Origin of the sequence: Bradyrhizobium sp. CSA207 (genome assembly GCF_029051685.1) — a bacterium.
In the GTDB taxonomy this organism is placed as follows: domain Bacteria; phylum Pseudomonadota; class Alphaproteobacteria; order Rhizobiales; family Xanthobacteraceae; genus Bradyrhizobium.
On sequence record NZ_JAACFT010000005.1, the window covers coordinates 131,197 to 150,712 of the forward strand.

General features: G+C 63.4%; 17 protein-coding genes, 1 tRNA gene and 2 pseudogenes. 14 read left to right on the forward strand and 6 right to left on the reverse strand.

Annotated features, from left to right (window positions below; genetic code table 11):
- Positions 1–9: 9 nt before the first annotated feature.
- Positions 10–396: a YciI family protein gene (locus tag GWG65_RS06955; RefSeq protein ID WP_275194659.1), complete on the reverse strand. Its 387-nt coding sequence runs from the start codon at positions 394–396 to the stop codon at positions 10–12.
- A gap of 193 nt (positions 397–589) precedes the next feature.
- Between GWG65_RS06955 and GWG65_RS06960 the strand changes: the two genes are divergently transcribed.
- Positions 590–775, forward strand: a complete 186-nt coding sequence (locus GWG65_RS06960; RefSeq protein ID WP_148737886.1) for a hypothetical protein — start codon at positions 590–592, stop codon at positions 773–775.
- 29 nt (positions 776–804) lie between these two features.
- On the opposite strand, the gene GWG65_RS06965 is transcribed toward GWG65_RS06960, so the two are convergent.
- Complete coding sequence (locus GWG65_RS06965; protein WP_275194660.1) at positions 805–1,518, reverse strand: transporter substrate-binding domain-containing protein; 714 nt, start codon at positions 1,516–1,518, stop codon at positions 805–807.
- A 349-nt stretch (positions 1,519–1,867) separates the two neighbouring features.
- On the opposite strand from GWG65_RS06965, the gene GWG65_RS06970 reads away from it, so the two are divergent.
- The 10 genes and pseudogenes from GWG65_RS06970 to GWG65_RS07015 all read left to right on the forward strand — a co-directional run.
- The gene (locus GWG65_RS06970) at positions 1,868–4,279 is read left to right on the forward strand and encodes an ATP-binding protein (protein ID WP_275194661.1); all 2,412 of its coding nucleotides are present in this window, start codon (positions 1,868–1,870) and stop codon (positions 4,277–4,279) included.
- A gap of 336 nt (positions 4,280–4,615) precedes the next feature.
- Positions 4,616–4,689, forward strand: a tRNA-Gly gene (locus GWG65_RS06975).
- Between the two features lie 171 nt (positions 4,690–4,860).
- Positions 4,861–5,313, forward strand: coding sequence for a DUF2231 domain-containing protein (locus GWG65_RS06980; protein ID WP_275194662.1), 453 nt, complete (start codon positions 4,861–4,863; stop codon positions 5,311–5,313).
- Complete coding sequence (locus tag GWG65_RS06985) at positions 5,310–6,644, forward strand: sorbosone dehydrogenase family protein (RefSeq protein ID WP_275194663.1); 1,335 nt, start codon at positions 5,310–5,312, stop codon at positions 6,642–6,644. Before GWG65_RS06980 ends, GWG65_RS06985 begins: the two co-directional genes overlap by 4 nt.
- Before the next feature lie 26 nt (positions 6,645–6,670).
- The gene (locus GWG65_RS06990) at positions 6,671–6,874 is read left to right on the forward strand and encodes a DUF2188 domain-containing protein (protein ID WP_275194664.1); all 204 of its coding nucleotides are present in this window, start codon (positions 6,671–6,673) and stop codon (positions 6,872–6,874) included.
- A gap of 140 nt (positions 6,875–7,014) precedes the next feature.
- A pseudogene (locus tag GWG65_RS06995) lies at positions 7,015–7,777 on the forward strand (hypothetical protein).
- Between the two features lie 50 nt (positions 7,778–7,827).
- The gene (locus GWG65_RS07000) at positions 7,828–10,140 is read left to right on the forward strand and encodes a pentapeptide repeat-containing protein (RefSeq protein ID WP_275194665.1); all 2,313 of its coding nucleotides are present in this window, start codon (positions 7,828–7,830) and stop codon (positions 10,138–10,140) included.
- A 136-nt stretch (positions 10,141–10,276) separates the two neighbouring features.
- A complete protein-coding gene (locus tag GWG65_RS07005; RefSeq protein ID WP_275194666.1) occupies positions 10,277–11,506 on the forward strand; it encodes a CaiB/BaiF CoA-transferase family protein in 1,230 nt (409 codons plus the stop codon).
- Between the two features lie 216 nt (positions 11,507–11,722).
- Positions 11,723–11,938 (forward strand): hypothetical protein, encoded by a 216-nt coding sequence (locus GWG65_RS07010; RefSeq protein WP_148737871.1) that lies wholly within the window; start codon positions 11,723–11,725, stop codon positions 11,936–11,938.
- Between the two features lie 221 nt (positions 11,939–12,159).
- Positions 12,160–12,345: pseudogene (locus GWG65_RS07015) on the forward strand (RidA family protein); the annotation flags it as partial.
- A gap of 7 nt (positions 12,346–12,352) precedes the next feature.
- Here GWG65_RS07015 and GWG65_RS07020 read toward each other — a convergent pair.
- The gene (locus GWG65_RS07020) at positions 12,353–13,024 is read right to left on the reverse strand and encodes a TetR/AcrR family transcriptional regulator (protein WP_275194667.1); all 672 of its coding nucleotides are present in this window, start codon (positions 13,022–13,024) and stop codon (positions 12,353–12,355) included.
- A gap of 215 nt (positions 13,025–13,239) precedes the next feature.
- On the opposite strand from GWG65_RS07020, the gene GWG65_RS07025 reads away from it, so the two are divergent.
- On the forward strand, positions 13,240–14,475 hold the full coding sequence (locus tag GWG65_RS07025; RefSeq protein WP_275194668.1) for an acyl-CoA dehydrogenase family protein: 1,236 nt from the start codon (positions 13,240–13,242) through the stop codon (positions 14,473–14,475).
- 138 nt (positions 14,476–14,613) lie between these two features.
- On the forward strand, positions 14,614–15,672 hold the full coding sequence (locus GWG65_RS07030; protein ID WP_275194669.1) for a phosphotransferase family protein: 1,059 nt from the start codon (positions 14,614–14,616) through the stop codon (positions 15,670–15,672).
- 102 nt (positions 15,673–15,774) lie between these two features.
- On the opposite strand, the gene GWG65_RS07035 is transcribed toward GWG65_RS07030, so the two are convergent.
- Complete coding sequence (locus GWG65_RS07035) at positions 15,775–16,071, reverse strand: GIY-YIG nuclease family protein (protein WP_275194670.1); 297 nt, start codon at positions 16,069–16,071, stop codon at positions 15,775–15,777.
- Positions 16,072–16,221: 150 nt separating this feature from the next.
- On the opposite strand from GWG65_RS07035, the gene GWG65_RS07040 reads away from it, so the two are divergent.
- Positions 16,222–16,848, forward strand: coding sequence for a LysE family translocator (locus GWG65_RS07040; protein WP_275194671.1), 627 nt, complete (start codon positions 16,222–16,224; stop codon positions 16,846–16,848).
- 203 nt (positions 16,849–17,051) lie between these two features.
- Here the strand turns inward: GWG65_RS07040 and argE are convergent, their stop codons facing one another.
- Both argE and GWG65_RS07050 read right to left on the reverse strand, forming a co-directional pair.
- Positions 17,052–18,224 carry an acetylornithine deacetylase gene (gene argE / locus GWG65_RS07045; RefSeq protein WP_275194672.1) on the reverse strand — a complete coding sequence of 391 codons (1,173 nt, stop codon included), beginning with the start codon at positions 18,222–18,224 and terminating at the stop codon, positions 17,052–17,054.
- Between the two features lie 492 nt (positions 18,225–18,716).
- Positions 18,717–19,502, reverse strand: a complete 786-nt coding sequence (locus GWG65_RS07050; RefSeq protein WP_275194673.1) for an SDR family oxidoreductase — start codon at positions 19,500–19,502, stop codon at positions 18,717–18,719.
- Positions 19,503–19,516 lie beyond the last annotated feature (14 nt).

Consider the following 19,516-nt stretch of genomic DNA (forward strand, 5'->3'; position numbering starts at 1 on the left):
GCCCCGCGGTCATCCATCCGACGGCGTCGCGCCGAACCCTTCCGCTGGCACGTAAAGCTTGACCGGGCGGATTTCGTAGACCGCGGTCGGATTGACCTGACGCAGCGTCCGCGCCGCCGCGATCGCCTCTTCGTCCGTGTCGTATTCAACGAGGTGGAAGCCGAGAAGCTGCTCCTTGGTCTCGGCAAATGGGCCGTCCAGCACCATGCCCGCGCCGGGACCACGCAAGGTGCGGGCCTTTCGGGTCCGATCCAGACGGGCGGCCGGCCCAAAGTGTCCGCTTGCCCTCAAGGGCGCCTGAACCTCCAGGACTCTGGCCACGACCGCGGCGTCCTGCTCCGGCGTCCACGACAAAATCTCGTCTTCCACATGGTAGGCCAGGATGGCGTAGAGCATCGTCACCTCGTTCTTTTTGTTGTCGCAAGCTCAAAGGACGTATCACCGCGCCCGCTGCCGACAAAGCCGGAACACAAAATATTGCGTCGCCACGGCGCGACGAAACCGTCCCGAAACCCGATTGCCGGCCTCTGGCGTGAACGCCGCGGGACGGGGCCACGACTGATGACCACCAAGAACACTGGAGGCGGCAATGTCGGGTCACACTATCAAGATCATCTGCGATGCGCGTCGGGCGGGACAATCGGAGCCTGCCGATCTGCACGACCATGCCGGCCATCACCGCTATTACGGCAGCTCCGCCGAGAAGGGCGGCGAGCGCATCGCCGAAAGCCGACGCGGCAAGCGCCCGCGCTCGCCTAACGTCTGCGGCTTCTGACCTTTCGCGCGTTGAACGGTTGCCGCGCGTCACATTCCGCTCAGCACCTGCTTGATCAGGGTTTCCCGCAACCGGGCGAGTTCGCCGCTCGCATCCATCTGCTCGATCACCTTTCCGACTTTCGGCACGAGATCGCGATGCCGTTGATGCAAATAGTGGTAGATGCTGATGCGCTCGAGTGGCGGGGAGAGCGGATGGATCCTGGCCTGAAGATTGAGTTTCCTCACCGCAACCAGCCCGCTGAAGAAGTCGGTGACCATCACGTCGAAGCGGTCGGCATCGAGCATCTTGACCATGCTCTCCAGGCTGGTGGTCGCCGTGACGCGGGCCATGCCGCGCGTACCGGCCTCCGACGAACCGACGCCGCGCACGATGCCGATGCTGTAGTCCCTGATCGAATTCCAGCCGGCGACGTCGAAATGCAGTTTCGTGGTGAAGACTGCGGGCTCGATGTAATTGATCGCAGGTGTCACCTGGATCAGCGTCGGGTAGTCGCGCGAGAGCGTTCCGATCCGCTGGATCTCGCCGTCGACCTCGCCGGCGCTCGACAGCGCGAGCGCGCGCTTGCCGGGGACGTCCTCGAATTCGAGCTTGATGTTCAGCCTGGCATAGACCGCGCGCAGCATCTCGCCGCCGACATATTGATCGGGGATGTCGGCGATGCGCGCCAGCCGGATGACCTCTTGCGCCTGCGACGGGCCGGCTGCGAGCAGCGACAGGCAGACCACGACTATCCGCCACATGGCGCGTCTCCCTGAGCGTGCCTTTTGGGCGTGCCCTGCTACCACCGGACTCCGGTGCCGCGCGATCTACCGGAGCTGGCGCCTGCGCCGGGCCGCAACGCTCACAGCGCGTTCCCGCTGTGCGGGCGGCTCCAGACTTTCACCGATGTCATTCTAGCACGCGAGGTGGTAGTTTGCCTGGGAATCCTGCTGCTGGGCGCAAGATATGACCCCGCCGACCTCAAGCCGCCCATGGGCCGACAGGATCGCTGCGCGCATCGCGCGCTGAGGGAGAGTCTCAACCGTTGAATTTGCTCGCGGCTGCGATCGGCAGGCTGAGCAGGTGCTGCCATTTTCGGGGACGTGGTGCATGGGCAATGCAGGTGACGATGATCCCAAGCGCGGCCGCGCCATTGCGCCGGCGGCAGCGAAGCAGGATTTGACCGGCATCGGCGCCGCGCTCGCGGCCCCGATGTTCGCGGCGCTCCTGTCACGGATATTCAACTGGTCGCGCAGTGGCGTCGGGCCCCGCCTGCTTGCCGCCGTGCTGCTGTTCTCATCGGTCGTGACGCTGACGCTGACCGCGCTTCAGCTCTATCTGGATTATAATCGTGAGGTCGGACTGATCGAGACACGGCTCGATGAGATCGGCCGCAGCACCACGGGCAGCCTCGGAGAGAGCATGTGGAATCTCGACCAGAACCAGCTCAAGCTCCAGCTCGACGGCATTCTGCGGCTGCCTGACATCCGTGCGGCGGAGGTCCGCGAGATCGCCGATCGGCCCAATCCGATCCGCGTCGAGGTCGGCGAGCGAAATACCCGTTCGGTCATGACCCGGGAATTTCCGCTGACCACCATGGTGCAGGGGACCTCGCGCGCTATCGGCACGCTCCGGGTCGAGGCCACGTTGACCGACGTCTATCAGCAATTGCTGAACCGGGTGCTCGTCATTCTGGCAAGCCAGGCAGCCAAGACGTTCCTCGTCTCCCTGTTCATCATCTACATGTTTCATCTGCTGGTGACGCGGCATCTCGTCGCCATCGCCGAGTACGTCGGCAAATACAGCCTCGGACGGCCGCCGCCGCCTTTGCACCTGGAGCGCCGGCCGCCCTATGATCCCGACGAGCTGGACAAGGTGATCGATGCCTTCAACGCCATGTGCGCCAATCTCGAGCGTGCCTATGGCGAGCTGCGCGAGGCCAATGGGAATCTCGATCGTGACCTGAAGATCCGCCGGCGCGCCGAGGGGGACGCACGCGCGAGCGAGCAGCGCTTCCGTGATTATGCCGAGACCGCGTCCGACTGGTTCTGGGAGACCGGATCGGACCACGTGTTCACCTACATTTCGGATCGGGCCGATGCCTTCGGCATGGACCACAATGCCCTGATCGGCAAGCGCCGTTCGGATGCCGCCTTCGACCACGATGCCGAGCCGCAGAAATGGCGCGGTCACTTGGCGATGCTGGATCGCCACGAGCCGTTCCGGAAATTCGAGTATCGCGGCCGCGACGCGGCCGGACGCCCGCGCCATTTCAGCGTCAACGGCCAGCCGGTATTCGGCGCGGACGGACGCTTCATGGGCTATCGTGGTTCGGCCACCGACCTCACCGAGCAGCACGAGACCGAGGAGCGGCTTCGCCAGTCGCAGAAGATGGATGCGATCGGCCAGCTCACCGGCGGCGTCGCGCATGACTTCAACAACGTGCTCACCGTCATCACCGGCACCATCGAGATCATCCGGGAGGGGCTGGCGGACAAGCCCGACCTCGCCGCGATCGCCCAGCTCATCGACGATGCGGCGTCGCGCGGCGCGGAGATCACCTCGCAGCTCCTGACCTTTGCGCGTCGCCAGCCGCTGGAGCCGCGCGAGATCGACGTCAACGGCCTCGTGCTCGAGACGGCGAAGCTGTTGAAGCCGATCCTGGGCGGAAACGTCGAAATCGTGACCTGCCTCGCGGACGACGCCTGGCCGGCGATGGCCGATCCGTCGCAGCTGTCGTCGGCGATCGTCAATCTCGCTGTCAATGCGCGCGATGCGATGCCTGGCGGCGGCAGGCTGACGCTTGAGACCGCAAACCGGGAATTCGACGGCGCGGATGGTGCCGGTGACGGCGACGTCAAGCGCGGCGCCTTCGTCATGGTCGCAGTGGCCGACACCGGCCACGGCATCCCCGCCGACATCCGCGACCGCGTGTTCGAGCCGTTCTTCACCACCAAAGGGGTCGGTCGCGGCACCGGGCTCGGCCTCAGCATGGTCTACGGCTTCGCCAAACAGAGCGGCGGCACCGTTGCGATCGAGAGTGAGGAGGGCCGCGGCACCGTGATTCGGCTGTTTCTGCCGCGATCGGCGGGCGGGGCGCCGGCAAGGACCGGGCCGCTGCAGGCGCCCGCGGCGGCACGCGGGCACGAGACGATTCTCGTGGTCGAGGATGATCCGCTGGTGCAGGGCTATGTCATCGCCCAGCTCGGCAGCCTCGGCTATCGCACGCTCGCAGCCGGCGACGGCGCAACCGCGCTGGCGCTGGTGGAGCAGGGCGCCAAATTCGATCTGCTGTTCACCGACATCATCATGCCCGGCGGCATGAACGGGCAGGAATTGGCCGAGGCCGTGCGGCGCCTCCGCCCGGGAATGAGGGTGCTCTACACGTCCGGCTATACCGACAACGCCCTCGACCACGAGGGCCATCTCGATCCCGGTGTGGCGTTGCTGAAAAAGCCGTACCGGAAGTCGGACCTGTCACTGAGGATCCGCGAGGTGCTCGCCGGCGAGCTGCGCGCCTGAGCAGCACGCACGATACCAACGAAAAAGGCGCGGCGGGGAAGCCCCGTCGCGCCCGATTTCTTGCTCGCTGGTCCAGGGCCGAGAGCGCCCCGATGCCAAGCTCTTTTCAAAAGCTTAGCGGGCGATCCCAGCGAGGTGACAGCGCTTGGTAAAAGACACTGGATCACCTCCTTTCGTTGGTTTCGGAAGATTTCAATATAGGCGGCGACGCCGCTCTTGTTAAGGGGAGGCGGGCTAGGGAGGAACCAGCGCTGTTCGCGAGAGCCGGGAAGGCTGCGGAAAGCCGCCTCCTGGACAGTTGAGACCGCCGCCCGGCCGTGTTAGGGAGCCGGTGATGCGGGTGTAGCTCAATGGTAGAGCAGCAGCCTTCCAAGCTGAATACGAGGGTTCGATTCCCTTCACCCGCTCCAAATTCGGTGCCGCAGTTTTTCTGGTATTCTCCGGGACTGCTGGTCCAGTTGACGGCAGGCGCGAGGCCCGGCCGCACAGCGCGTTGGAAGCGGGAGTGAACTCTTCCACAGGAACCTTCGCGGTAAAGACGAGTTGGCGGGTCGAGTGGACGAAATGTCACGAGGCCAACCGTGCAAGAAGCTGTGCGCCTGCGCTCCACCGCGCAAATCGCCGGCCATCCAATTCATCCGATGCTGGTGCCGGTTCCGATCGCGTGCTTCGTCGGCGCGCTGCTGACCGACATTGCCTATGTCGTCAGCGCTGAGATCATGTGGGCGGATTTTTCGGCCTGGCTTTTGATCGTCGGAGTCCTCTTTGGCGTGCTAGCGGCCATCGCAGGCCTGACCGATTTTCTCGGCAACCGGCTGGTGCGGGCGCAGACGCCGGCTTGGCCGCATCTGATCGGAAACGGGCTGGCGCTGATCCTGGCGATCGTCAATGCGTTGATCCACACGCGCGACGCCTGGACCTCGGTGTGGCCGACGGGGCTCATTCTTTCGGTGATCACTGTGCTGATCCTGCCCGTCACCGGCTGGCTTGGCTGGACCATGGTGTATCGCCACGGCGTGGGAGTTGCGCCATGAGATCGATGCTTGCCCGCGCGCTGCTGTGCTCTTCGCTGCTGTGTCTCGCGGGCTGCGATGACGGTAGCGGCGATCCCAAGGCGCAAGTCGGCCCTAACCCGACGCTGCCTGACATCCAGCAATATCTGCTGCCGCCGATCCACATCGCGCGCATCGTCGGCTGGAAGAAGGACGAGACGCCGACGGTTGCACAGGGCCTGCAGGCCAAGGCGTTTGCGACGGGCTTGCAGCATCCGCGATTCCTCTATGTGCTTCCCAATGGCGACGTGCTGGTGGTGGAATCCAAGGCGCCGAAGGGCGCTTCGATCAAGCGGCCCAAGGAAATCGTGATGGGCTTCGTCGAATCCTGGGCGACATCCGGCGGCGATAGCGGTCCGAGCAACCGCATCACGCTGCTCCGCGACAGCAATGGCGACGGCGTGCCGGAGACGCAGAGCGTGTTCGTCGACCATCTCAACTCGCCGTTCGGCGTCGCGCTGGTCGGCAACGATCTCTATGTCGCCAACACCGATGCGATCGTCAGATATCCCTATACGGAGGGCGATACCAAGATCACCGCGCCGGGCACGGTGCTGACGCCGCTGCCGGGCGGGCCGATCAACCATCACTGGACCAAGAGCCTGGTCGCGAGCCCCGACGGATCGAAGCTCTATACCGGCGTCGGCTCCAACAGCAACATCACCGAGAACGGCCTGGAGGCCGAGCACAATCGCGCCGCGATCCTCGAGGTCGATCGCGCTAGCGGCCGTTGGCGCGTCTTTGCCAGCGGGCTGCGCAATCCGAACGGCCTGAGTTTTGAGCCGCAGACCGGCGCGCTCTGGACGGTGGTGAATGAGCGCGACGAACTCGGTCCCGATCTCGTGCCCGACTACATGACGTCGGTAAAGGATGGCGGCTTCTATGGCTGGCCCTACAGCTATTACGGCCAGCATGTCGATCCCCGCGTCAAGCCGGAGCGGCCGGATCTCGTCGCCAAGGCGATCGTGCCGGACTATGCGCTGAGCTCGCATGTCGCGCCGCTCGGCCTCGCCTTCAACACCAGCAACAGCCTGCCGAGCGCCTATCATGGCGGCGCTTTCGTCGGCGAGCACGGCAGTTGGAACAGGCAGGTGCTGAACGGCTACAAGGTCGTGTTCGTGCCGTTCAGCGACGGCAAGCCGAGCGGACCGGCGCAGGACGTCGTCACCGGCTTCTTGAATAGCGACAATCAGGCGCGCGGCCGCCCCGTCGGCGTCGCCATCGACAAGACCGGCGCGCTGCTGATCGCCGACGACAGCGGCAACACGGTGTGGCGGGTCACCGCAGCACATCCGCAGGTCACGCAGCGATAGACCTTGAGAACGGGAGGAGTTCGACAATGGGCCTTGCTCAATACGCGGTCGTGCCGGTGCAGGACGAATGGGGCGTGCTGCACGACGGTAACGTCAACAGTAGATACGCCACCAAGGAAGCCGCGTTCGAGTCGGCGGTCGCCGCAGCATCGCTGGCACTTCGTGAGGGACATGAAGTCCATGTCAGCGTGCCCGGGCGCGAGCCGGGCGAGACTGCGCTCGGGAGTTAGTCCAGCCAGACGCACAAAGGGCACTGCTCTGCGGTGGACGCCGTCGTGCCATTCTGAACCGATATTCCCGCGAGCTGAGTCTCCGGGTAAGACATTCCGCACAGGCGTGATCCGCGCCTGCCGGGCGGGCGACGATTGGAATGCGGTTCCTGAAATCTGACAGCAGGCTCGTCGGCGTCCTGCTGGTGCTGGCGATCACCCAGTTGGTCGGGTGGGGCACCATCGGGCTTCCTGCCATCGTCGGGCGCGAGATCGCGGCCGATCTCGCCATGAGCCTGCCGGCGGTGTTCGCCGGCACCTCGGTCCTCTATATCGCGATGGGGCTGTGCGCCCCTTGGCTGGCCGGGGTCTTTGCGCGGCATGGCGCGCGAAAGGTCATGATGACCGGCACGGTTCTGGCCGCACCCGGCTTCGTTCTCCTATCCTTGGCGCGCGAGCCGATGCTCTATTTCGCCGCCTGGATCATCCTCGGCATGGCTGGCAGCGCCACGCTCTCGACCGGCGCCTACATCATGCTGAACGAGGTCGCCGGGCGGCAGGCCAAGAACGCCATCGGCGCGCTGATGCTGGTGACGGGGCGATGGGACGGAATCACGACGGGCCTGGTCGCAGGCACGGCGCTGCCGGTCGCGATGCTGCTGCTGATGATGAGCGAGGGCGCGACCTGGGCGGTTGCCGTCTTCATCCTGCTCTATGGCGCCGGCAGCGGCGCGATGGCGGTGGCGCGGGCAACGATCCCGCTGGTCTTCTACGACCAGGCCAAGTTCACCAGGGCGATGTCGATGATCGCGCAGCCGCGGTGCGCTCGGTCTCACCTTTGTCTGCTCCTGCGCAACGGTGCTGATCCTGCTCCTGCTCGGCCGGCGTCGTCCCGGCGCTGTGGCTGCGGCCGGTGCGGTGTAAGGATGCACCCGTAGATTGCCGGTCGCGTTTCGGGTAGGTTAGGCGGCCGCTTGTGCGGCGATATTGCCATTCGCTCTCCATTTCGGTTGCTTTGCCCGAAAGCGATTTCAGCGATGACGGATTCGGTAGCACCCTCACGAGGTCCCGAGCAGTCCACAGGTCCGAACCCGGCGCCCGTGGAAGCGCAAGCCGAGCATGACCCTCCCAAGCCGCCGCCGAGCCCGCCGGCATTTGCATCCAAGGCCAACGACCTTGAGGCGCTACGCAGCGCGGTCGTCGATGCCGCAAACGTTAGCGCCGGACTTTGGCTTAGCTATCTCTTTGCGTTGCTCTATCTCGCTATCGCCGCCGGCAGTGTGACCCATCGCGATCTTCTGTTCGAAAAGTCGGTCAAGCTGCCGTTCCTCAATGTCGAGCTGCCGCTCGTGCCTTTCTTCGTGATGGGGCCGGGTCTCTTCCTCGTCGTGCACGCCTATGTGCTGCTGCATTTCATGCTCCTCGCCGACAAAGCGGGGGCCTTCCACCAGCAGCTCCGGCAGCAGATCGAGGACGAGGACACCAGGGCCGGTCTGCGCCGCCAACTGCCGAGCAATATCTTCGTTCAATTCGTTGCAGGCCCGCCCGGCGTCCGTTCCGGCGGGGTTGGCCTGATGTTTCGCGCGATTGCACAGATCAGCCTGATCGTGCTGCCGATCGGGCTGTTTGTGCTGTTTCAGCTTCAGTTCCTGGCCTACCATAGCGAACCCGTCACCTGGTGGCAGCGGGTCGCGGTTGTGATCGACCTTGCTCTCATCTGGGTCCTCTGGCCTTCCATCAATCGCGGCGAGATATCACGGCTTGAGTTACGCGATTTCCTGCGCTGGCGGGTTGCCGCGTCGGCTTTCGCGAGCCTGCTGACCATTCTCATGGTCGGTACGATCGCCACCTTCCCGGGTGAATGGCTTCACACAGCGTTGCCCTCCGTTCCGGTAGTGCCGACGACGCGATTGGCCGACGAGCCCTATGAGGAGGGCTGGAATTTGGCGCCGACCCTGGCGGTAGATGCAGGACCGTTCGAGCGCTGGCGCTTCGCCTTCTTGAGCAGGATCGAAGACCTCCTTCTCAATGTCAAATTCAGATCCCTCCATACGTTGCTGATCGCCGGAGACGTTGATCCGGTGACGCGGCGGCCGATGAGTCTGTGGTCCAACCGGCTTGTGCTGCCAGAGCTGAATGCGGCATCGCCGTCGAGCGAACCCCTGTCGCTGCGAGGCCGTCGACTGGAAGGGGCCGTGCTGACTGCCGCTCGCATGGCCGGCGTCGATTTCACGGGGGCGTATCTCCAGGAAGCCAATTTTGACGGAGCTGATTTACGGAGCGCGCAGTTCGGATGCGGTGAGGCCACGCTGAGAGCAAAGGCAGATCCCGCCGACGTAGCCAAATCGGAAACCCGCTTCCGGTTAGACAACGTAACCTTCAGGACCTTCAAGAATGCGTATATCAGGCACGACTGCGCCCGATTGCAGGGGGCTTCTCTAAGAAACGCGTCGCTGCAGGGCGCGATGCTGGAGAGGAGCAATATGCAAGGTGCGGACTTGACGCGTGCCCGTCTGCACGGTGCATCAATGGATGATGCTTGGCTATGGTACGTCCTCCTGACGCAGGCGGAACTATATGGAGCCTCTCTGGAGCACGCAAAGCTGGATGGTGCGGATTTGGCTTCGGCAAAGCTGTATGGTGCAATCCTTACTGGAGTGAGCATGTCGCGAGCCGAGTTGCGGCGGACGGAGCTGCAGGGGGCTCAGCTTGGCGATGCGTCCATGGAGGGGGCCAATCTTGACGACGTTTACATCTGGCGAAGTGATCCTCCGCGACCGGAAGAGCGCCCGTTCATAGATAACCTGGTCTTTGAGGCGCGCTATGAACACCAGCGGTTCGCGACATGCAAACAGGATCGTGACGAGCGATGCCTGTGGACGGCCGAGACCTTTGAAGCGCTGAAGCTGTCGCTTCAGGAGAACGTAACAGATGCCAGACGTCGCAATGTTGCTCTCCAGCGCATCAGCCGCCTCGATCCCCATCTGGCGGAACAGCAGTCCGACGGAATGGCGGTCTGGCGCAATCTCGCTAAGGCGTCGCCGACCAGGGGCGACGATGACGACAAGAAGCGACGCGACGGTCTGCGGTGGGCTTGGTGCTGGACCGACGATGCTCCTTACATCGTGCATGCATTGCTCAAACGACATCCAAACGTATACGGACTAGAGGAGCTGGCCGGCGATCTTCTCGACGAAAGCGCGTGCCCAGCGAGTCGCGAGCTGTCAAGGGAGGACAGGCGGTTTCTGGAGAAGATCAAGTTGGGAAAGGCCAGCTCCAAACGATAGCGCCCATCGAGGGTGCATTGCGGAGGATGGCGGCATGCCGCCAGTGCAGGGCTCAGACGTCTGAAATAGTGTATCCGCAGGGAGCGCAGGCGCTACGAGCCGCCGCGCCAAGACCCAGTTCCCGGAGGAAATCGACATGTCGGCCCTGCCGCTTTCAGGCATCAAGATCCTTGACCTCACGCGCGTGCTCGCGGGGCCCTTGTCGGCCCAGATGCTGGGCGATCTCGGTGCGGAGGTGATCAAGATCGAGCGGCCCGGCACCGGCGACGACGCGCGCGCCTTCGGCCCGCCATACCTGACCGATCCCGAGGGTAAGGCGAACAACAACAACTCGTTCTATCTCTGCGCCAACCGCAACAAGAAGTCGGTCACCGTGAACATCGCCAAGCCCGAAGGGCAGGCGATCATCCGTGAGCTTGCCAAAGACGTCGACGTCTTCATGGAGAACTACAAGGTCGGCGATCTCAAGCGCTACAGGCTCGACTACGAGGCGATCAAGGCAATCAATCCAGGCATCATCTATTGTTCGGTGACCGGCTTCGGCCAGACCGGCCCCTACGCGCCGCGCGCGGGCTATGACGCCATCCTGCAGGCGATGGGCGGCCTGATGAGCGTCACCGGCCATATGGATGGCGAGCCAGGCGAGGGACCCATGAAGGTCGGCCCCTCCATCGTCGACTACATGACCGGCATGAATACCTCGATCGGGATTCTCTCGGCACTCTACCATCGCGACGCCAATGATGGTGTCGGACAGCACCTCGACGTCTGCCTATTCGACACCGTGATTGCCTCGCTCAGCCACTGGCTGCAGATCTACCTCGTCAACGGCACAACCCCGCCGCGGCGCGGCACCTGGGGCAATGGCGGCATGCCGGCCGGCGTGTTCCGCTGCACTGACGGCGAGCTGATGCTGGTGGTCGGCAATGACGGCCAGTTCCAGCGTACCTGCGCGGTGCTCGGGGAGCCCGAGCTTGCCAATGACAAGCGCTTCCTCAAGAACAACGACCGCGTCGTGCACGGCAAGGAGATCATGGCGATCTTCGCCGGCCTGTTCCTGAAAAAGCCGGTGGCCTACTGGCTCGATGAGCTCGAGAAGGCCGGCGTGCCCTCGGGCCCGATCAACGATTTTTCGCAGGTATTTTCCGATCCGCACGTGCAGGAACGCGGCATGCGGGTGAAGACGAAGCACAAGTTCGAGCCGGAGCTGTCGCTAATCCGCAACGCGCTGACCTTCTCGGAGACGCCGATCGAGACCTACCGCGCTCCGCCGCTGCTCGGGGAGCACACCCAGGAGGTGCTCGGAAGCAAACTCGGCTATGATGCCGGCAAGATCGAGACGCTGAAGCAGCAGGGCGTGATCTGACGCTTTTTGTCCCCTTATTATGGGAGAGGGTGGCTCGCCGCGGCGATGAAAAGCCTCGGCGCGCCCGTCGCGACCGCGCATGATGCACGCGCGATGCTCGGGCTTGCCTGAGGCTTGCGCGCAATCCCCAGATAAACCCGGTCCGTACTCACACAGGCTTCCGCTTCGTGCCCGACTCTGATTCGATCCTCCATACTCAATCCGGGGAGGGAACCAATGTCCTACACGATCGGGTTTCAAGCCAAGAACCAGAAGGCAATCCTGGCGACCGAGGCGGCAACCGCCAACCAGGCCGTCGCGATCATTGCCGCGCTGCGGCAAAGCGCCGACGAGATAAAGTTCATCCGCTCGCCGCAGGAAGGCGAGATGGGCATCGAGATGCTGCTGCTGCTCGCCAAGGAAGAGGCCGAGGAGATGCCGCAGCACGCCTAGCGCATGATCCGGACCCGAAGGGCCGCGCTCGCGTAAAATGTGCAGCGGTTTTCCGAAGGGATCATGCTCAAACAATAAGCTAAAGCGCGATTCCATCGCGCGTTAGTCTGGCGAATACACTTCGATCAGAAGCGAAGCATGCCGGCTGCGAGATTGTGTAGTCAGGCGCTGTTCCCGCTCGAACCGAAGGTAGCCGCCCATGAAACGCGAAGCACTCCGCGTCGGGCGCCAGCCTCGACAACGTCATGAAGTGCAACGTCTACTGCACCTCCGTGAAGCATTTCGCCGCATTCAACGCGGTTTATGCCCGCTACTTTCCGCTGGATCCACCGGCGCGGATCTTCGTCTGCACGCCGGAATGGTTCGGCCCCTTCGATGTCGAGATCGACTGCACCGCGATGATATGAGCGGGCGCTAACGCGCGTCTCTCGCCAGTGCGCGCGCCGGCGTCTTGGCCTCGATCTTTCCCGCCGTCAGTGCCATCGTCGCGACGCTGACTACGCGCGCAACCACGTCCTCGACGTCGTCGAGATCGCATTTGCCTTCCGACAGCTTCGTCAGCCGCTCGCTCTCGCGGATGGTGTGGTGCGCCATCGCGAGCGCAAAATTCAGGCCCCAATAGATCTCTACGTCGCTGCGGTCGGGCAGGGACCGTCGCATCGCGCCGATGAATTTTCGCAGATGGTCGATCTCGCGGTTCTTGATGCGGCGGATCGGCGGCACGGATTCGATCGAGGCGCGGATCATGAAGCGCGCCGCGGTCGAGCGCTGGTTCTGCGGGCCCAGGCAGCCGCGCAAGGTCGGTCCGACCAGGGCGCGCAAGATCACGTCGATCGGCGCGCGGCCGCCGCCTTGCTCTTCGGCCGTTTTCAATTCGTGCAGGCGCTCGCGGTTGGTGGCGATCGAGCGGGTGACGAACAGTTCCGCGATTAATTCGTCCTTCGAGCCGAAATGATAGTTCACTGCCGCCAGGTTGACATTGGCCTCCGCGACGATGTCGCGCAACGTCACGTCGCCGAAACCGCGGTCGGCATACAGCCGCTCGGCGGCGGCGAGAATGGACGTCCGGGTCTGATCGCTGGCCATGGAAGCCCTCTGGGAGGGAGTTGCATTTCAAACAGTTGTATGAAACTATCGTTTGAAGGCCGGGAAAAGTCAATCCGCAACAGAGAACCCGTCGCAACTGCGACAAGGTTTCTCGGCAGGCCGCAGGCGATGCATTCGCGCTTGCGGACCGGTGCAAGCGGGAGGACAGTCCGGCGCAAAAGAGCTTTGCAAAAGAGAGAGACGAGGAGCGTCCCATGGATTTCGATCTGTCGCCCAAGCAGAAGGAATGGCTCGACCGCGTGCAGTCCTTCATGACCAAGCACGTGCGCCCGGCGGTGCCGATCTACAACGAGCAGGACAAGAGCGGCGATCGCTGGAAGGTGATCCCGGTCCTGGAGGACCTCAAGAAGAAGGCGAAGGCCGAAGGCCTCTGGAACATGTTCATGCCGCCAAACGAGCATGAGGACGACGAATTCCGCGGCGCGGGACTGACCAATCTCGAATATGCGCTGCTCTCGGAGCAGATGGGCCATATCTCTTGGGCCTCGGAAGTGTTCAACTGTTCCGCGCCCGACACCGGCAACATGGAAGTGTTCATGCGTTACGGCTCCAAGGAGCAGAAGCGCAAATGGCTGCGTCCGCTGATGGACGGCGAGATCCGCTCCGCCTTCCTGATGACGGAACCGGCAGTGGCGTCGTCCGATGCAACCAACATCGAGACCAGCATCGAGAAGGACGGCGATCACTACGTCATCAACGGCCGCAAATGGTGGTCGTCCGGCGTCGGCGATCCCCGCTGCAAGATCGCGATCCTGATGGGCAAGACCGATTTCAAGGTGGCCAAGCATCAGCAGCAGTCGCAGATCCTGGTTCCGCTCGACACCCCCGGCATCAAGGTCGAGAAGATGCTGCCTGTGTTCGGCTTCGACGATGCGCCGCATGGCCACGCCCAGGTGCTGCTTGAGAACGTGCGCGTTCCGAAGGATAACATCCTGCTTGGGGAAGGCCGCGGCTTCGAGATCGCGCAGGGCCGCCTCGGTCCGGGCCGCATCCATCACTGCATGCGCACCATCGGCAAGGCCGAGGAGGCGCTGGAGAAGATGGTGAAGCGGCTGATGTCGCGCACCGCCTTCGGCAAGAAGATCGTCGAGCATTCGGTGTGGGAGCAGCGCATCGGCGAAGCCCGCACCAACATCGAGATGACGCGTCTGCTCTGCCTCAAGGCCGCCGACATGATGGACAAGGTCGGCAACAAGACCGCGCAGGCCGAGATCGCCATGATCAAGGTCGCAGCGCCCAACATGGCGCTGAAGATCATCGACGAGGCGATCCAGGCCTTTGGCGGCGCCGGCGTCTCGGACGAGGCCGGCCTTGCCAAGGACTACGCCGGCATCCGCACGCTGCGTCTCGCTGACGGTCCGGACGAGGTGCACAATCGCGCCATTGCCAGACTTGAAGTTCGGAAGTATGCAAATTCTCCCAATCGTTAAGAGGGAGACCCTGCTGGCGCTCCCGACCTAAGAAACGACAGGGCATGATCGGCGACCGCTTGACGCAAGTGCGTCAGCGGTGACCGGTTAGGATCATGCTTGACCTAAAAAGGTTTGGACTGAAGAGGGAGCGTCATCGTGGCTGACGGCGTCAGGAAAGACGAAGAATTCTCGGGCACCAAGCCGGTGGAGGAGCGTCATCGCTTCGACGAATTGCGGCTCGAAGCCTGGCTGCGTGATCACGTCGAAGGCTACGAAGGGCCGCTGGTCGTGCTCCAGTTCAGGGGCGGCCAGTCCAACCCGACCTACCGGCTCGACACGCCGAAGCGTTCCTATGTGATGCGCCGAAAACCATTCGGCAAATTGCTGCCGTCGGCGCATGCGGTCGACCGCGAATACCGGGTGATCGCAGCGCTCGGCAAGCAGGGTTTTCCGGTCGCGCACGCCTATGCGCTGTGCCAGGACGACAGCGTCATCGGTGCCGCCTTCTACATCATGTCGATGGAGGAGGGCCGAGTATTCTGGGATCCGTCGCTGCCGAGCCAGACGCCGGAGGATCGCCGCAAGATTTTCACCAGCAAGATCGAGACGCTCGCCAAGCTGCACCTGTTCGATCCCGTCGCGATTGGCCTTGGCGAGTTCGGCAAGCCCGGCAATTACTTCGCGCGCCAGATCGACCGCTGGACCAAGCAGTACAGGGCGTCCGAGACCCAGCACATTCCGGAGTTCGAGAAGGTCGCCGAATGGCTGCCGAGGACGGTGCCGGAGCAGGCGCGGGTCTCGATCGTCCATGGCGACTATCGCCTCGACAACATGATTTTCCACGCAACGGAACCGCGCGTGCAGGCCGTACTGGACTGGGAGCTGTCGACACTCGGCGATCCCATGGCCGACTTCACCTATCTGTTGATGCAGTGGGTGATGCCGGGATTGCAGGGCGTCGATCTCAAGGCGTTGAACATTCCCAGCGTCGAAGAGGCGGCGCAGATCTATTGCAACGTCACCAAGATGAACGTGCCGGACCTCAATTGGTATTTCTCCTACAATCTGTTCCGCCTCGCCGGCATCACGCAAGGAATTGCCGGCCGCATCCGCGACGGTACCGCCGCCAACGCCAAGGCCCTCGAATCCGCCAAGCGCACCGTGCCGCTGTCGAAGGCATCATGGGAATATGCGCAGAAGGCGGGAGCGGTTTAAGGAATGCGAAGGCGCGGCCATGTGGCCGCGCCTTTTGCTATCCCGTCTCGTGTCCCGGACGCGGTGCAGCACGAAGTGATGCACCGCAGAGCCGGGACCCAGTCACGTCGCCAAGGAATTCAGCTCTTCCGTGAGATCGCGCCAATCCGGATTGAGTTCTTCAATCAGCTTGAGCTTCCAGGCACGTCGCCAACGCTTCAGCGAATGTTCGCGCGCGCGAGCTTCCAGCACCGAGTCGAAGGATTCGAAATAGACCAGCAGAGTCACGCCATATTGCCGTGCGAAGCCGGGTATGAGTTTGGCCTTATGCTCGGCCATTCTGCGAGCAAGGTCGTTAGTGACCCCGACATAAAGCGTTCCGTTTCGCTTGCTCGCGAGGATGTACACGAAGTAGGGCATTCGAATGCAACCCGAGTTGACGAGATGTGCTATCTAAGATTGCATATTCGGACAAGGCTGCCAATCGTTCTGGGTCCCGGCTCAGCGGCGCGTCACTTCGTGCCGCACCGCGTCCGGGACACGACATAATGCGACGAGAGAGCTCACAGCATGATCGACCGCACCACCCTCATCACCTACATCCTCATCGTGCTCGGCTTCGTTTTCATTCCTGGGCCGGCCACGCTTCTCACCATGGCGCGCGCCGCGAGTTCCGGAACGAAGGCCGGCATCGCGACAGGCGCGGGGATTGCTGCGGGAGACATCGTCCACACCACCATGGCAATCGTCGGCCTCTCGGCGATCATCGCCACGTCCGCGCTGCTGTTCAGCATCATCAAATACGCGGGCGCAGCGTTTCTCATCTATCTCGGCATTCGCGCGATACTCGACAAAGTCCCGATCGAAATGGCCGCTCGCGCACCGTCGATCAGTGCTGCCCGCGCATTTCGGCAAGCCGTGCTCACCGAGGTGCTCAACCCGAAGACTGCGCTGTTCTTTCTCGCTTTCCTGCCGCAATTCGTCCGGCCGGAGAACGGCTCGACCGTACTTCAGCTCGCCGTCCTCGGCGTTCTCTTTGTGCTGCTTGGCCTGCTGAGCACGGTCGTCTTCGCCGTCGGCGCCGGCCGTCTCGGCAATCTTCTCCGCCGTCACTCCGCCATCGCAAGATGGCAAGGCAAGGTGGTCGGGAGCATCTATTGCGCGATCGGCGTGCGGCTGGCATTGCAGGAGCGCTGAGGCAAGCGATGCAGCCGCAAGCCCCGGGTGAGCGAAGCGACACCCGGGGACAGAGGTCCCGCCTGTCGCTTCGCTATCATGGGTTACCGGCGTTTGCCACACACTCCGTCATTGCGAGCGAAGCGAAGCAATCCAGACTATCTCCGCGGCGGCAGCTTGGATTGCTTCGTCGCCAGAGCTCCTCGCAATGACGAGGAGGCACTCTAGCCCTTCACACAATGCGCGATGAGCTTCTCGACAAACCCTGCGCATTTCAGCAATTCCGACATCTCCACGAACTCATCAGGCGTATGCGCCTGCGCGATTCCGCCAGGGCCGATCACGACCGACGGCACGCCGGCCATGCTGACGAACAGGCCGGCCTCGGTGCCGAAGGCGACCTTGGCGTGGTCGTTGCGGCCCGCGAGGCTTTTGGCGAGCGTGACGATGGCGGCGTCGGCCGCGGTGTCGAGGGCGGGGTAGTCGAGGATCTCCTCGAACGCGATGCCGCACTCGGGATTTTTCGCCTTCATCGCGGGCTCGATCTCGGCCTTGGCCCAGGCGATGATCGCATCGGTCACCTGCTTGGACTCGGTGATGCCGATGCCGCGGCATTCGAACTCGACGGTGCACTGGTCCGGCACGATGTTGAGCGCGGCGCCACCATGCACGATGCTGGTGAGCAGGGTGGTGTGGGGGACGTCGTAGAGCTCGTCACGCGCGCCTTCGCTTGCAAGCTGCACGGCATGGCGGCGGATCTCGGTGATCAGCTCGGCGGCATATTCGATGGCGTTGACGCCATCGGGCGCGATTGAGGAATGGCGGGCGAGCCCCTTGAACGTCGCGCGAACGCCGTGTTTGCCCTTGTGGCCGATGATGACCTGCATTTGCGTCGGTTCGCCGACGAAGCAACCGAGCGGCTTGACGCGCTTCTTGGCGACCTCGCCGAGCATCGGCCGCACGCCAACGCAGCCGATCTCCTCGTCATAGGAGATCGCCAGATGAATCGGCGTCGACAGCTTCGCCTCCAGCATCTCCGGCACCATCGCGAGGCACACCGCGACAAATCCTTTCATGTCAGTGGTGCCGCGGCCGTACAGCTTGCCGTCACGCTCGATCAGCTTGAACGGATCGTGGCTCCAGTGCTGGCCCACGACGGGCACCACGTCGGTGTGACCCGACAGCACCAGGCCGGGCTGGTCTTCCGGCCCGATCGTGACCCACAGCGACGCCTTCTGTCCGGTCTCGTCGACGATGCGCTCGCCCTTGACGCCGAGCGAGGCGAGATAGTTTTCGATATGGGCGATCAGGGGCAGGTTGGAGCGATCGCTGACGGTGTCGAAGGCAACGAGGTCGGCGAGCAGTTTGCGGATACGGTCGGGTCTTGAGCTTGGCATTGTCACGTTCTTGTCAGAGAATTGCGGAGGCGCACGCCGCTTGCATGAACCATACCAATATTGCGGCCGGTCGGGCAAATGAAGCCGCAGCCGTCATTCCGGGGCGATGCGCAGCATTGAGCCCGGAATCCATCGGGCGGCATCACGCGCGGTGAAATGGATTCCGGTTTCGCGACTTCGTCGCGCCCCGGAATGACGCAGCAGGGCGACAAGACTTTGCATTGCCCGTCGGGCGAAACGCGCCGCGAGCATGCGAAGCTGTGTCTGCGTTCTGAAATGCGAATTGAAGGAGCGATGTCCTTCCCCCACTCCGTCATTGCGAGCGTAGCGAAGCAATCCAGACTGCCACCGCGGGAGGATTCTGGATTGCTTCGCTACGCTCGCAATGACGGTGTTGATGCAGGCGCGCGCGAAAACTCCACCCTCCGCACCGGACGCAGCGCCGCAACGCGAAGGGCGTTGCAGCGCGTGCGGGACACGAGAGAGCCCGTGCTAAACCGGCTTGCCCGCATACGGCATCGACGCGGTCAGCCCGCCGTCCACCGGGAACGCCTGTCCATTGACATACGACGCCTCGTCGCTCGCGAGGAACAATCCCATCGCGGCGAGCTCGTGCGGCTGGCCGGGGCGCTTGAGCGGATTGAGCTGGCCGATCTTGTCGGCGGTGCCGCGCTCCTTGGCGCGGTCGAAGATCGGCTTCGTCATGCCGGTTTCGATCAGGCCCGGGCACACCGCGTTGATGCGCACGCCGGTGCCTGTGAGTGAGTAGGCCGTCGTCTGCACCAGCGAGATCACGCCGGCCTTGCTTGCCGCATAGGGATGCCCGCTTGCGCCGGCCTTGAGGCCTGCGACGGACGCGGTCAGCACGATCGCGCCGGACTGCTGCTTGACCATGTGCGGCATCGCATATTTCACGGCGAGGAACGGCCCGATCAAATTGACCCGCAAAACCTCCTGCCAATGCTCCACGGTCTGCTCGGCGAGCGGAACGAGCCCGCCGGAGACGCCGGCATTGGCCCAGATCACGTCGAGCCGGCCGTGCGTCGCCACCGCCTTGTCGATGACGGCGATGACATCTTTCTCGGAACCTGCGTCCGCGATCATCGCTTCGGCGACCCCGCCGGCCTTCCTCACCTCGTCGACAGTCTCCTTGACCGCTTCGGTGCGATCGACCGCGATCAGTCTTGCGCCTTCCCTGGTGAACAGCAGCGCAGCCGCGCGACCGATGCCGCTGCCGGCGCCGGTGATGATGACGGATTTGCCTTGCAGGCGGCCCATGCGTTTCTCCCTTG

Excerpts from the sequence above, each read along its gene's own strand:
- GWG65_RS06955 (WP_275194659.1), bottom strand. The coding sequence starts at position 396 with ATGCTCTACGCCATCCTGGCCTACCATGTGGAAGACGAGATTTTGTCG.
- GWG65_RS06960 (WP_148737886.1), top strand. The coding sequence starts at position 590 with ATGTCGGGTCACACTATCAAGATCATCTGCGATGCGCGTCGGGCGGGA.
- GWG65_RS06965 (WP_275194660.1), bottom strand. The coding sequence starts at position 1,518 with ATGTGGCGGATAGTCGTGGTCTGCCTGTCGCTGCTCGCAGCCGGCCCG.
- GWG65_RS06970 (WP_275194661.1), top strand. The coding sequence starts at position 1,868 with ATGGGCAATGCAGGTGACGATGATCCCAAGCGCGGCCGCGCCATTGCG.
- GWG65_RS06985 (WP_275194663.1), top strand. The coding sequence starts at position 5,310 with ATGAGATCGATGCTTGCCCGCGCGCTGCTGTGCTCTTCGCTGCTGTGT.
- GWG65_RS06990 (WP_275194664.1), top strand. The coding sequence starts at position 6,671 with ATGGGCCTTGCTCAATACGCGGTCGTGCCGGTGCAGGACGAATGGGGC.
- GWG65_RS07005 (WP_275194666.1), top strand. The coding sequence starts at position 10,277 with ATGTCGGCCCTGCCGCTTTCAGGCATCAAGATCCTTGACCTCACGCGC.
- GWG65_RS07010 (WP_148737871.1), top strand. The coding sequence starts at position 11,723 with ATGTCCTACACGATCGGGTTTCAAGCCAAGAACCAGAAGGCAATCCTG.
- GWG65_RS07020 (WP_275194667.1), bottom strand. The coding sequence starts at position 13,024 with ATGGCCAGCGATCAGACCCGGACGTCCATTCTCGCCGCCGCCGAGCGG.
- GWG65_RS07025 (WP_275194668.1), top strand. The coding sequence starts at position 13,240 with ATGGATTTCGATCTGTCGCCCAAGCAGAAGGAATGGCTCGACCGCGTG.
- GWG65_RS07035 (WP_275194670.1), bottom strand. The coding sequence starts at position 16,071 with ATGCCCTACTTCGTGTACATCCTCGCGAGCAAGCGAAACGGAACGCTT.
- GWG65_RS07040 (WP_275194671.1), top strand. The coding sequence starts at position 16,222 with ATGATCGACCGCACCACCCTCATCACCTACATCCTCATCGTGCTCGGC.
- argE (WP_275194672.1), bottom strand. The coding sequence starts at position 18,224 with ATGCCAAGCTCAAGACCCGACCGTATCCGCAAACTGCTCGCCGACCTC.
- GWG65_RS07050 (WP_275194673.1), bottom strand. The coding sequence starts at position 19,502 with ATGGGCCGCCTGCAAGGCAAATCCGTCATCATCACCGGCGCCGGCAGC.